The organism is Singulisphaera acidiphila DSM 18658 (genome assembly GCF_000242455.2).
GTDB lineage: Bacteria > Planctomycetota > Planctomycetia > Isosphaerales > Isosphaeraceae > Singulisphaera > Singulisphaera acidiphila.
Genome location: NC_019892.1, coordinates 1,918,990 through 1,931,524, shown reverse-complemented (window position 1 = coordinate 1,931,524; position 12,535 = coordinate 1,918,990). Strand labels below are relative to the sequence as shown.

The window sequence follows — 12,535 nt, the reverse complement described above, 5'->3', positions numbered from 1 at the left end:
GGAAGCAAACGGCTAGCTGTTGCCTCGGTTCTGGGCCATTTCTCGGAGGCGTTCGCCTGCCTCGCCCCGGACAAACTGCCGAACGCGCGCATCGGGGTGGTCTTCCAAAGCATCGGGGGGGCCATCATAAAGAATCTGCGACTCTCCGGCGGGGAGCCGAGCCAACGGATAGAGCATCACGACCCGGTCGGCCACCTTGAGGACGGTCTTCATGTCGTGGGTCACCACGATCCCGGTCGCCTTCTTGGTCACCGCCGTCTGGAGAATCAGTTCATTGATCACGTCGCTCATGATTGGATCGAGGCCGGTGGTCGGCTCGTCGTAGAGCATGACTTCAGGGTCGAGGGCAAGCGCTCGGGCCATGCCCACCCGCTTTCTCTGACCCCCGGAAAGCTCGGCCGGCTTCTTGTGTTCGAGACCGCTCGGTAACCCGACTTCCTGCAACCGGTCGGCGACGATCCGACTCAAGGTCTCTTCGTCGTAAAGGTTGTGCTCACGGGGCCCAAAGGCCACGTTGTCATAGATCGTCAGGCTGTCGAAGAGGGCGGCCATTTGAAAAAGGAAGCCGAACCGAAGCCGCGTCATGGTCAGCTCATGCTCGTCGAGCGTGGCCAGGTCACGGCCATCGAACTTGACGATGCCTCGCGTGGGACGCAACAGACCGATCATGAGCTTGAGCAAGACCGTCTTGCCGCATCCGCTCTCGCCGATCACGCAGAGCGTCTGGCCCGCGTGAACACGCAAGGTGATATCGCGCAAAACCGCCTGCTGACGGAATCGCATGGTCAGGCCGAGCATCTCAATGATTGCCTTGGACCCGCCCCCGCCCTGCGGCTGTGGCGGATGCTCAGACCCGCCCCCACTCATATCAGCCCCCCCGCTTGCGGCCAGATAGACCGGTACACGGCGTTCCAGGCGATCCCAATCGTCAAATCGAGAAACAAGATCGCGATGAATGAGTAAACGAAGGCCTCGGTCGCAGCGCGTCCGACACCTTCCGCGCCCGCTCGGGAATGGAACCCCCGATGGCAACTGATCAACGCAATCGCTGCGCCGAAGAAAAAGCTTTTGAAGACGCCCGCAAACAGGTCCATCCCACCGACATATTCGCGCGAGTGCTGCCAGTAGGCGAAGGAGTCGACCGCGAGGAGTTGGGTGCTGATCACCGCACCACCGATGACTCCCATGAAGTCGGCCATGAGCGTCAGCAGCGGAATCAGTAGAAAACAGGCGAGAAAGCGGGGGACCACCAAGTAGTTGATCGGGTTGGTACCGAGCGCCGAGAGGGCATCGATCTGCTCGGTCACACGCATCGTCCCGAGCTCGGCCGACATCGCCGACCCAACCCGGCCCGCGAGCATCGTCGCCGCCAGCACCGGCCCCAGTTCTTTCACCAGCGAGATATTGATCACCGAGCCGAGCCGGGTGGCCAGTCCCATCATCGCGAACTGGCTGTGAGCCTGGACCGCGAGGACCATACCGATGAACGTTCCCGTGATTGCAACGACCGGGACGCTCGAGACGCCGATCGCGTAAAAGCTCGGGACCAGGGTTGACCACTTGGGCCGTCGACGAAAGAGCCAGGAAATGGTGAGCGCCGAGAAGAGTCCGACGTCGCCGATATCGGCGACCATGTCGAAAATCTGCTCGCCCACGCGATGGACGGGCGTCGCGTGAAACGCCGGATTTGAGGCGGGCGGCGAGGCGACGGCCATCCTGTGGACGCTCCTTCTGAAACCATTTCGCGAGTATTCAAGACTCGAGACGGATGAAAGGCGAGCGCGTCTAGTCGGCCGCGAAACTCCCTTCCCTGGGCGTTTTGGCTATTCTCGGCATTTGCTCGATTATTGGCAAGACCGACTGGCGGGCGAAGCATGCCTTGATCTCGTCCTGGTTGCCCAGCGCCGGCCCTGTCGAGGCAAGCCCGGGGAGTGACGCGGTTTGCGGCGTCTCACTTTGTCTAACGGGTGTAGATCCTTTTTGTACCGAATTCGTTTCGCAGGCCTGCGACAAGGCGGTTCCAGACTGTCCGTTGGAGCCTCATTCTTGCGGCATGCGACGGTGATCGAGACGCGTTGGAAATCAGTTGCCACCCTTGCCAGGGCCGATCGCTGAATTCCGGGGAAGGCTTACATCGCTGGAACCTTTATCTCGGCGGTTGGGACTGGTAGTCTCTCCGTGCCACCACCCCTCGGCTTAGACCAACGTGCGGTCGGTCCGGAAAACCCCAGTCGTCTCGGCCGGTGGGGGCAGGAAGTCATCACCGCAACAGTAACAACATCAACGCAATCAGGAGCTCCGATCTTGAGGAACCGCTCGGCCTTCGTCGCTTTCGCCCTTGTCTTCGGGCTCGCGCTGCCGGTTTTTGCGGCGGACACACCTGAGCCCGTACGGATGGGCTGCGGTCAGATGACCTTCGACACGGTGCCGGGCTGGGGCCTCGGCCCGGACGGAAAATCCGTGATCGGGCCAACCCACGGCGGCGTTGCCGTCGATAAGGACGGCAACATCTACACGAGCGCCCATGCCGGTGTCTTCGTCTTCTCACCCGAAGGCAAGGTACTACGCAGCTTCCTCGGCGATAAATATTCCGACATGCACGACATCAAGATCCGCGAGGAAGCGGACGGTGAGTTCATCTACGGCGCCCGCAACGCCAACGCCGAAGGGATCAAGTTCAACGCCCGGACCGGCGACATCGCCCTGAAGCTACCGTTCCCCGAGGAATCGGGTCTCAAGCTGACGAAATTCAATCCCACGGCGATCACGGTCGCCCCAAATGGCGATATTTTCCTGTCCGATGGCTACGCGAGCGACCACATCTTCAAGTTCGACAAGACCGGCAAATACCTGATGCATTTCGGAACCAAGGGAAACGGACTCAAGGAATTCAACACCGCCCACGGGATGACGCTCGACACACGCTACAACCCGCCCCGCCTGCTGATCTGCGACCGCAACCACGAGCCCAAAGGCCGTCTGCTGCACTATGACCTCAATGGAGAGTTCATCGCCGAGGTCGTGACCGGCCTGGGAATGCCGACATCGGCCGCAGTCCAGGGAGACTACGTCTCCGTGCCGGACTTGCATGGGCGCCTGGTCATCCTCGACAAAAGCAACACGATCATCGCGGTTCTCGGCCATAACGCGGACCCCGCAAAGCGAGTGAATTACAATGTGCCGCAAGCGGACTGGATCGAGGGAATCTTCAGCGGCACGCACGGCTCGTCCTGGGACAAGGACGGCAACCTGTACGTCCAGGATTGGAACGTTGCAGGCCGCATCATGAAGTTGGTGCGCGTCAAGTAGTCGATGACACTTGATTCACAGGGGCCGAATTCAGGTCCAGAACCAGATTCGGCCCTTGAGCCTCGACAGTTCCTACGTGCCCCGTTTCTACTCCCGCCAATTGTCGAAATCACACGACCCGGGAGTGCCGCACTGGCCGCCGATGAACGATGGGCGGGATCTCATCCTGCGTGATGTATTCCGGCCGAGCCTTTATTCAAAAGAAAAAAACGCCCCCATCCTTGACCCGCGGGGGCCAAGGATGGGGGCGTTGGCGAAGCTTCCTGGTCAATCGAGCAATACTCAGGATCGCTTGGCGATTGCGTGATCCGACCCTTCGGGAACCTCGTCCGACTTGTAGTCGAACCAACGCTCGTCGAACTCAATCCGCCGCTTCTGCTTCATCGCCAGGTTGCTGGTCAAGGCGATGACCGCGTCGGCGAGGGCCACTTCACCTCGGCAGCGAGGCTGGTGATCCTTGTCTTCGTGGTAGTTCGACTCGTTGCCGTGGCGAATGCAGTAGGCGAAGTGCTCGAGCTCCTCGCGGTAACCGCGCGACGGGTCAGCGGTGGCCAGGCCCCCCAGGGCGGTGGCCGCGGACGGGCCTGACGTACTCGGGCTGGCTTCGACCAGCGGCTTCTTGCCGGCCTTCTCCAGCGCGATGCTGGTCAAGCGCGAGATCGCGGAAGCGCCTGCTTCCTTGTAGAGCAGGATTTCCTTTTCCTCTTCGATGATCATGGTCCCACGAGAACCCATGATCGTCTCGCCGTACTTCTCGAACGAGTTGGTGTTGATCGAGGAGTAGGTCACGACGACGTGGTCGTTCTTCGCCTTGCCGGGGAACTCGAAGGTGACGAAAACGTGGTCGTCCACTTCACGGCCATCGGTGTAGAGGTAAGTGCCGCCGATGCCCGTTACGGCCATCGGGTGCTTCTTGCCCAGGAAGATCGAGCAGGCGTCGAGCTGGTGGCTGCCGAGTTCGGCCATCAAGCCGGCGCCGGTCTTGTTGTAGAGCCTCCAGCGGACCAGTTGGTCGAGACTGTCATAGCCGTACTTTTTGAAATCGATTTTCTTGTCGAGGTCGTCGATCTTGGGCTTCCAGCCGTCGAGATAGACGATGCTCCCGTCCTCGTCCCGGAGCGGGACCGGCAGGCCGGTCTCGGGGTCATAGACCGGTTTACCGTCCTTGAGCATCGGCGCTGGGCGTGCGTTGTTCCGGTGCCAGAGGGCGCGGATGTGCCGGATGTCACCGAGGAGGTCGTTCTGGACGAGGTAGTTGGCGTTGTCGTAGAGCACCGAGTAATGCCGCTGGTGACCGATGGCCAGCAGCTTGTTCGTCTCGCGAGCGACCCGGCACATCTCTTTGCATTCACGGACGTTATGCGCCATCAACTTTTCGCAGAAGACATGCTTGCCCGCTTTCATCGCCTCAATGGCGATCGGCGCGTGGAGCCAGAGCGGCAAGGCGATCACGACCACCTCGACGTCCGGATCCGCGAGCATCTCCTTGTGGTCGGCGTACTTCTTGAGCTTCTTGACGTCGTCGGTGGTGTACTGCTTGTGCGCAGAGAACTCTTTGATGGCCCGAGCCTGGTTGGACGGCCTGATGTCGCAGAAGCCGATGTAGTTCAGGTAGTCGCGGTTATGATCGTGGATCATCGCTCCGCAACCTTCGTTGCCCGTGCCGATGATCGCGGCGCGGACCGGGGGCCGGTCCAGCTTCTCGTAGCCGAAGTAGAAGGCGCCAAGGGCCGGTGTCGCGGCGGCCGCCTTGAGCATGTCGCGGCGGGAAACGCCGAGCACGCGGTTCGCATTCTCGCGGCCCAGGGTACGCTGCTCGGGGGTCAAGCTGCCCATTTTGATGAATCCCTCTCGGGTCAGGAAGTCCTGGGATGGTTCAAACCGCTCAGGGTCAATTCGGAATCGGCCCGGTATCCGTGGCCTTGCGATCAAGACAAATGAGCCTGTCCGGGCTCACGCACGTGCCGACTCGGATTCGGCAAGTTCACGAGCCAGCTCACGGCGGCGACGGCGGGCGCCGAAGAGCAGGGCGTCGAGCCCGATCCAGGAGCCGGTCGGAAGGCAAGCCAGGGCAAGGCACGCGAGCATCTCGATCAGGTTCTTATTCACAATGAAGTAGTGCCCCTCGGCCATCGGATTCGGCGGCAAGCCGGGCCAGGGGGGCATACTCAAGTAGATCTGTCCGAGGAAGACGGCACCGGCCAGGGACGCCAGCGGGGTGAACAGCCCGAGAATCAGGCAGCCGCCCATGATGACCAGGCCCCACATCGTCGACAGGTTGACCCAATCGATCGTGGTTCGCGGTGGTACGTAAGGGCCGGCGGCCTCGCGTACCTCGGGAGTCGCCAACTGAGCGACGGCATCACGCAAGGTCTCGCCTCGTGCATCCAGATCGGCGATTAGCGCCCTGCGATCGACGTCGAGATCTTTCCGCTTGGCGGCGGCCCGCTCCCGCTCATACGAGAGAGCGTTGGGGTTTTGTTCGATCTTCTGGACTTTTCCCAGCTCGACGAAGTACTTCCGTCGATTCTCTTTCGTTTCATGATCCTCGAACCAGATGTCGGCGTAGTCTTCGCTCTCTTTCAAGAGGAGCTGAGCCTTGTCGTTCTGCGCCTGGTCGAAGTGATAATGCTTGGCGATCTGGTCGACATCGGCCTTCCAGCTTGCCTTGCGATCATCGGGGTTGAGTTTGTGAATACTGTTCACATCAGGGATGAGCCCACGGAAGGTGGGCGCAAGCGGCCCGGTCGAGAACCGCAGGTAGGGTTCGGCCGTGAAGGACTTCCCGGCTTTCCGCGTGGTCTCGACTTTCTCCAGCCCTTCGTAGAGGAAATGCCAGCCGATTGCAATCCTCAAGAGCACGAGGAAGAGCGCCCCAAGAAATCCGGGATAAAAACGTCGCGAGGCAGCCAGGGGAGTCCTCCTTTGCTCAAATCAACGAGCGAACCAGGAAAGAGACTTTCGGTCCCCTTGTCTCAGGGGTCCCGTAAGAAATCATCATCGGTCAGGCCGAAGGTGACGATCGACGGCGAGCCATCGGCGTCTCCTTCATTCACGAAAATCGCGCCGATCTCCGGATGGGCGGTCACGTAAGACGCCGCAGCCGCAGGGCCAAGCAAGTAGAAGGCGGTAGAGAGGGCGTCGGCCTCGGCCGCCGTAGGGGCCAGGACGGTGACGCTGGCCGGGCCAAACGCAGGTTCGCCGGTCCTTGGGTCGAGGATATGGCCGTAGATCCGACCGTCGGACTCGAACCGCTGAAAGTCGGTGCCCGACGTTCCCATCCCTCGGTTCCGCAGCCGGAGGATTCCGAGCGGAGTCTCGGGCTGAAATGGGTTGCGTACGGCGATCTCCCAACGGCCCCCGAATTGACCGGGCGGAGAGCCGAGAGCGTAGAGGCTCGATCGTCCCCCGTGGATCAAGGCCGAGGTCGGCCACCAGTAGCCCTTGACGACCTCGGCGGCAGCGTCGATCGCGTAGCCCTTGCCGATGCTCCCAAGATTGATCGCCACACCAGCGCGGTCGAACGTCACCGTGCGGCGTTCAGGGTCGAGCGACAAGTGATGCTGACCGGTCCGCTCCCGGGCGTCGGCCAAATCCTGAGGACTGGGAACCCGCCGAGGACCTTTGAAGAACCCCCAGGCCTCGGAGAGCGCCCCCGTCGTCACGTCGTAGGCCCCGCCCGTCGCCCTGCCCAGTTCCAGGGCGAGTTCGAGCAGACGGAAGAGGCCTGGCTCAACCTCAATCGGGCCGCGATGGGCCGCCGCATTCAGGCGACTGACCTCCGAATCGTCGCGGTAGACCGTCAACTGGGTCTCGAGCTCGTCGATCCGGTCGAGCACCCGACCCACCAGGTCCGCCCCGCCCGGGGTATTGGCCGCGATCCGCACCTCGAAATAGGAGCCCATCGCCGGTCGAGTCGCCTTGATCAGGTCGCCGGAGCTCGGGCGATCGCTCGAGACAGGGTTCGAGACAGGCGTAGCGTCGTTGAACCGCCGAAGGCGCAACAAGTCGCGGCGGTTGACGCGGGGACGCGGGTGCCTCACAGAACACCTCGGCAACCAAAAAAAGGGCAAAAGGGGAGGCGAACTCATCTGAGAACGGCTGCGGCCACGGGGAAAAGACGACCGTCGGCCGTTGCGGGGGGCGAGCCTTTACTCAGTATAACCGATCATGTTCCGGCGAAAAGGGGGATGCCGCCCGTTCCCTCCGACCGTACGACGGGAAACGAGGCGTGTCCTATGGTTCCTTTTGAGGAGTGACTGCCCCGCGCCCAAGGCGTTTTGCGAATCGGATTTCAGAAAGCGTGGACGATGACGTGGATCCGCCGGTTGGCTCCGGGAATGCCGGACCTGGTCTTTGGCATCGTCTTGGTCATGGTCACGGTCGGTTGCCGGACCAGCCTCTTGAATGACCCGGGGACGTTCTGGCACGTCCGACTCGGCCGCGAAATTCTGCGGACGGGGGACGTTCCTCGGTTCGACACCCTTACTTACACCAGGGAACTCACCCCCTGGGTCGACCAGTCTTGGGCGTTCGACCTGGCCCTGGCCGCGTTCGTGGACCGTTGGGGATGGTCGGCGGCGATCGCGGCCACCGCCCTCGCCCTAGCAACCCTCTACGGGAGTCTCGCACGCGGGCTCATGCGTGATGGAATCCCCCCCCTGATCGCGACGGTGGTCACGATTCTGGCGGCTGGGATCGGCTCGATCCACTTCTTGATCCGCCCGCACCTCTTCACCTTGCTCTTCGTTTTTTGGGTTCTCCGGCTCTGCCAACGCCAGCACGAGCGAAGCGATAAGGCCGTTCTGCTCGTGCCATTCTTGATGGTGCCCTGGGCCAATCTTCACGGTGGGTTTCTTGCCGGCCCCCTCATCGTCCTCACCGCCACCTTCGGGCACGCAATCTCAGGTCCCTGGGACGCATCAAGAAAACGCAATCTTTGGAAATTCGCAGCGGCCTTTGTGCTTTGCTTGCTGGCCCCGCTGATCAATCCGTACGGGATCGGCCTTTACCAGCACGTGTTCCATTTGCTCGGATCGAGCGGTGTCACGCAACTGATCGCGGAGTACCAGCCGATTCCGTTTGGCCGGCCCGAGTTCCGCCTGATCGAATGGGTTATCCTCGCCCTGATTGCCTTGCCGACCTTCTCCACAAGGCGGTTGGACCGCTACGACCTGGCGCACGGTTTGGTCTGGCTCCATTTTGCGCTGGGGTCGGTCCGCCATGCCCCTCTCTTTGCCCTGGTCATCGCGCCGGGCTTATCGAAGCTCCTGGAGGGCCTGCCGCTCGCCGCGCGCGAGTTCGGACAAGGCCGGGTCCGCTGGACCCTCTGGCCGCTGGCCACAGCGGCCGGGATGGGCCTCGCTCTCTGGTGCGGGATCGGGTTCGGAGGCTTCGACCCAAAAACGTGGCCGCTCGACGGGGTCGCGGTCCTCAATCAACAGCCGGTTGAGTCGCGTCTGTTCCACGAGCAAGACTGGGGAGGCATGATCGAGGCCGAATGCCGCCCCATCCGCCGCGCCTTCGTGGACGATCGGTTCGAGTTGTTCGGCAAAAAAGCCCTTCTCAACTACTTCGACGCCCTCCAAGGAGGACCCGACTGGGACGGCCTCTGCCAGCAAGAGCGGTTCCACCTGGTCTGGGTCAAACCCGACCGCGGCCTGGCCAAACGGCTCGCGAACGACCCTCAATGGCAGACCCTTCACCGCGACAGCGTCTCGGTCCTCTTCGGCCGAAAGGACGATGAGCCCCGACTCCGCGTCTCGAACCGCGACGAAGAAGGAAGCAGGGTCCTTGGCGACCCGCCCGGTTGATTCTCAAATGGCCTGGCCGTCGGGGGATTCCCGACGGCCAGGCCACAAGGGTGAGCTCGGCTTCGCGACTAGCACCCAGGGCGGGTTAGCGGCCGCTCATTTCCTTCCGGTCAACGCGTTGAGAATCAGCATCTCGAGCTGCTCGTACTGCCGCGCCTCTCGGAGTACCTCGACCTGCTTCAGGTCGAGTTCGCGAACGATCTCGAGCAGGCGCAGGAACATCGTCCTCGAGTTGCTGAGATGCTGCATCGAGTCTTCGACGGTGGTGGTGCGCATCGCCTTCACGTCGAGGCCCACGCATTCGCCGTTGCGGCCATACCCGTTGGTCTCGAGGGTCAGCACCTGGTCGAACGCCCGGCGCAGGTCGACGGAACCGAAGACCTTGTCCTGATCGTACTTGAGGCCGTTCTGATCGTTCAGGTGGACGCTCCAGAGCTTGTCGTGATAGAGTGCGTACGCCATGTCGTCGGCCGGATCCAGGCCCGCGAGAATGGAGTGAGCGCTCTCGATCAGAACACCGGAGCGGCTCGGGTCGACCGTCTTGTAGGCGATCCCGATCATGTGGCCGACGGTGGGCAGATAGGCCTGATCCATCGGCTCGTTGGGCTTGGCCTCGCCCATCACGCGGATGTCCGGGTCATGCTCGAGGATGGTGTTCCAGGCTTCGACGATCCGCCCGACCGCGGTCTTGGCGTCCTTGGCCTCGCGGATGTAGGTTCCTTCGCGAGCAAGCCAGAGCACGTAGTTGCGGCAGCCGACTTCGCGGGCGATATCGACGGTTCGCTTGGCCCGATCGAGGGCGTACTTGCGGTCGCTCGCGCTGTTGGATGTGAATCCGCCGTCGACCGTTCGGGGATCTTCCCAGAGCCGGGGGGCGACGATCTCGACGAACAGGCCCTCGCCGTCGAGCATCGACTTGACCTGGGCCACCCCTTTGAGCGTGGCAGGCCAGTCGAGGTCGGCCGAAACGATGTCATCGTCGTGCATTTGTACGGCATCGAAGCCGAGTTCTTTGTACGCTCTGATCTTGCGGGCGAAGTCGATTTCTTTCCGGGCAGGGGGGCCAAAGGGGTCGGCGCCAGTGCTAATGTTCCAGGGGCCGAAAGAAAACCGGTAGTTGGTGGGCGAGGCACCGTTGGCCATGAGCGTCAATACTCCTAGAATCAGGGCAAGTACCGAGAGATCAGGATCGATTCGTTTCCCCTGGTCCTTTGCAGACCCTCGGCGAAACTTTGGCCCTAACTTAGCGAGCCTTCGCGTCTTTTGCGCGATCAATTTTTTTTGGCGAATGATGGCCGGCCGAGAGGAGCGGGAACTTCATGCGGCTCTGGCATCTCACTCTTGCGATCGTCCTGATCGCACTGGTCTTGACGGTCGCCCAAGACGCCGTCGGCATGGTGGCGATCGTTGTTTTCATCACGGGCCTGGGTGAGGCCGTGGTCGGCACGACCGCGATCATAGCGCTCTTCCAGACGCTCGGCTCACTCGGCGAGGCCAAGGGGCTCAGTGCCCATGCCGAGGCGGTTGTCGCCACCACCGTCGTGCTCGCGGTTTCCACGGCAATCATGACGGGGTGGCTGTTCATCGGTGCCTGGATCGTTCAGGCCGTCGTGGCTTGAACGTGCGTTTCTTTCGATTGTTGCGGGGTTTTCCATGGGTTCGACTGCCTACGTCCCTGAATCGTTTCCTCGGCGCTGGCTTCCGGCTGATGCCGAGCTGACCACCTGGGAGAAGATCGAACCCTGGTACCGGCGGCTCCTCGACCAACCGATCGCGTCGTCGGACGATCTGGAGCAATGGCTGTTCGCCGTCGGCGAGCTCAACGCGGCGGTGGGCCAAGTCGGGACCAAACGGTACGTGGCAATGACCTGCCAGACCGACGATCCCGAGCGCGAGGCGGCCTACCTCGAATTCGTGCGCGACATCGAGCCACGCCTCAAGCCGCTCCACAATGAGATCCGGACCAAGTACCTCGACTCGCCCTATCGCTCAGCCTTGCCGAACGCGCGCTACCACGTGTTCGACCGCGCCCAGGAGAACCGTCGGGCGCTCTACCGCGAAGCGAACATTCCCCGGGAAACGGAACTGTCGGAGCTGGACCAGCAGTATCAGAAGATCGTCGGCGCCATGACGGTCAATTTCCAGGGCGAAGAACGAACGCCCTCGCAAATGGCCCCGTTCCTCGAAGAGAACGACCGGTCGACCCGGCAGACCGCCTGGGAACTCGTCGCCAATCGCCGACTGGCCGACCGCGAAACGCTCGACGACCTGTTCGACCAGATGGTGAAGCTTCGCGTCGAGGTCGCCCAGGAGGCCGGCTTCCCGAACTACGTCGACTATGTCTACCGACTCCGCGAGCGGTTTGACTACGGGGTCAACGAGGCCGTCGAGTTCCAATCGGCCATCGAACGCGTGGTCGTCCCCTTGGCCCGGCGGATCCAGGAAGAGCGGAAGCAGTCGCTCGGGATCGATTCCCTTCGCCCCTGGGACGTCGCGGTCGACCCCCTCGGCCGCGCTCCGCTCCGCCCGTTCAGCGAGATCGATCGCCTGGCCGAAGGCTCCGAAGCGATCTTCACGGGCGTGGATCCCGACCTCGGCCAGCAGTTCGCCTTCCTCCGCGCGAACGGCCTGCTCGACCTGGCCAACCGCAAGGGGAAAGCGCCAGGGGGCTATCAAACGACGCTGGAAGACGACCGGCTCCCGTTCATCTTCATGAACGCGGTCGGCCTCGATGGTGACGTTCGGACGCTCTTGCATGAAGGGGGACACGCGTTCCACGCCCTGGCCAGCCGTGGCGAAACGCTCTCAGCCTACCGCGAGAGCCCGATCGAGTTCTGCGAAGTGGCCTCAATGTCCATGGAGCTGCTCGGCGCCCGAAACCTCGAGCTGTTCTACTCGACCGACGACGCCAACCGTTCGTACCGTCAACTCCTCGAAGGGATCGTCTTGATCCTCCCCTGGATCGCCACGGTCGACGCCTTCCAGCACTGGGTCTACCACCATCCGAATCACACCCGCGAGGAACGCCGCGACGCGTGGTCCGGGCTCATCGACCGTTTTGGAGGGATCGTCGATTGGTCGGGCCACGAGGAGGCCAAGGCCCACTCCTGGCACCGCCAACTGCATATCTTCCTCTATCCGTTCTATTACATCGAGTACGGCATCGCGCAGCTTGGCGCCTTGCAGGTCTGGCAACAAAGCCTGGCCGATCGAGCCGAGGCGGTGGCCGCGTACCGACGCGCCCTGGCCCTCGGAGGAGCCCGCCCCTTGCCCGAACTGTTCGCAGCCGCAGGGATCCGGTTCGATTTCAGCGAGAAGACCCTGCGCCCCTTGATGGACGCCATCGGCAAGGAACTGGATCAACTCGGCCCTTGAATCCAAGCCTCCTACTTCCATCGAATCCACAGGCCATT

Annotated in this window: 10 protein-coding genes; 4 read left to right on the top strand and 6 right to left on the bottom strand. The window is 62.3% G+C overall.

Translation table 11 applies throughout. The features are described from left to right. Nucleotides 1-12 precede the first annotated feature (12 nt). Together SINAC_RS07500 and SINAC_RS07495 are read right to left on the bottom strand one after the other, a co-directional pair. Entirely contained in the window at nucleotides 13-798 is a 786-nt protein-coding gene (locus SINAC_RS07500; RefSeq protein WP_020465734.1) for an ABC transporter ATP-binding protein, read from the bottom strand. Between the two features lie 65 nt (nucleotides 799-863). Beyond that, the gene (locus tag SINAC_RS07495) at nucleotides 864-1,715 is read right to left on the bottom strand and encodes an MlaE family ABC transporter permease (RefSeq protein WP_015245080.1); all 852 of its coding nucleotides are present in this window, start codon (nucleotides 1,713-1,715) and stop codon (nucleotides 864-866) included. A gap of 589 nt (nucleotides 1,716-2,304) precedes the next feature. Between SINAC_RS07495 and SINAC_RS07490 the strand changes: the two genes are divergently transcribed. Continuing rightward, nucleotides 2,305-3,309, top strand: a complete 1,005-nt coding sequence (locus SINAC_RS07490; RefSeq protein WP_015245079.1) for a 6-bladed beta-propeller — start codon at nucleotides 2,305-2,307, stop codon at nucleotides 3,307-3,309. A gap of 282 nt (nucleotides 3,310-3,591) precedes the next feature. Here SINAC_RS07490 and SINAC_RS07485 read toward each other — a convergent pair whose 3' ends face one another. From SINAC_RS07485 to SINAC_RS07475, 3 genes are all read right to left on the bottom strand, one after another. Then, a complete protein-coding gene (locus SINAC_RS07485) occupies nucleotides 3,592-5,145 on the bottom strand; it encodes a Gfo/Idh/MocA family protein (RefSeq protein ID WP_015245078.1) in 1,554 nt (517 codons plus the stop codon). 117 nt (nucleotides 5,146-5,262) lie between these two features. Then, complete coding sequence (locus SINAC_RS07480; RefSeq protein WP_015245077.1) at nucleotides 5,263-6,171, bottom strand: DoxX family protein; 909 nt, start codon at nucleotides 6,169-6,171, stop codon at nucleotides 5,263-5,265. A 113-nt stretch (nucleotides 6,172-6,284) separates the two neighbouring features. After that, the gene (locus SINAC_RS07475; RefSeq protein WP_015245076.1) at nucleotides 6,285-7,352 is read right to left on the bottom strand and encodes an FAD:protein FMN transferase; all 1,068 of its coding nucleotides are present in this window, start codon (nucleotides 7,350-7,352) and stop codon (nucleotides 6,285-6,287) included. A gap of 267 nt (nucleotides 7,353-7,619) precedes the next feature. On the opposite strand from SINAC_RS07475, the gene SINAC_RS07470 reads away from it, so the two are divergent. Continuing rightward, nucleotides 7,620-9,122, top strand: coding sequence for a hypothetical protein (locus tag SINAC_RS07470; RefSeq protein WP_015245075.1), 1,503 nt, complete (start codon nucleotides 7,620-7,622; stop codon nucleotides 9,120-9,122). 96 nt (nucleotides 9,123-9,218) lie between these two features. Here SINAC_RS07470 and SINAC_RS07465 read toward each other — a convergent pair whose 3' ends face one another. Further along, nucleotides 9,219-10,265, bottom strand: a complete 1,047-nt coding sequence (locus SINAC_RS07465; RefSeq protein WP_015245074.1) for a TIM barrel protein — start codon at nucleotides 10,263-10,265, stop codon at nucleotides 9,219-9,221. 176 nt (nucleotides 10,266-10,441) lie between these two features. On the opposite strand from SINAC_RS07465, the gene SINAC_RS07460 reads away from it, so the two are divergent. Together SINAC_RS07460 and SINAC_RS07455 are read left to right on the top strand one after the other, a co-directional pair. Continuing rightward, entirely contained in the window at nucleotides 10,442-10,741 is a 300-nt protein-coding gene (locus SINAC_RS07460) for a hypothetical protein (protein ID WP_015245073.1), read from the top strand. A gap of 34 nt (nucleotides 10,742-10,775) precedes the next feature. Next, nucleotides 10,776-12,497: a M3 family oligoendopeptidase gene (locus SINAC_RS07455; RefSeq protein ID WP_015245072.1), complete on the top strand. Its 1,722-nt coding sequence runs from the start codon at nucleotides 10,776-10,778 to the stop codon at nucleotides 12,495-12,497. The last annotated feature ends 38 nt before the right edge of the window (nucleotides 12,498-12,535 follow it).

Excerpts from the sequence above, each read along its gene's own strand:
- SINAC_RS07470 (WP_015245075.1), top strand. The coding sequence starts at position 7,620 with ATGACGTGGATCCGCCGGTTGGCTCCGGGAATGCCGGACCTGGTCTTT.
- SINAC_RS07465 (WP_015245074.1), bottom strand. The coding sequence starts at position 10,265 with ATGGCCAACGGTGCCTCGCCCACCAACTACCGGTTTTCTTTCGGCCCC.
- SINAC_RS07460 (WP_015245073.1), top strand. The coding sequence starts at position 10,442 with ATGCGGCTCTGGCATCTCACTCTTGCGATCGTCCTGATCGCACTGGTC.
- SINAC_RS07485 (WP_015245078.1), bottom strand. The coding sequence starts at position 5,145 with ATGGGCAGCTTGACCCCCGAGCAGCGTACCCTGGGCCGCGAGAATGCG.
- SINAC_RS07455 (WP_015245072.1), top strand. The coding sequence starts at position 10,776 with ATGGGTTCGACTGCCTACGTCCCTGAATCGTTTCCTCGGCGCTGGCTT.
- SINAC_RS07500 (WP_020465734.1), bottom strand. The coding sequence starts at position 798 with ATGCTCGGCCTGACCATGCGATTCCGTCAGCAGGCGGTTTTGCGCGAT.
- SINAC_RS07495 (WP_015245080.1), bottom strand. The coding sequence starts at position 1,715 with ATGGCCGTCGCCTCGCCGCCCGCCTCAAATCCGGCGTTTCACGCGACG.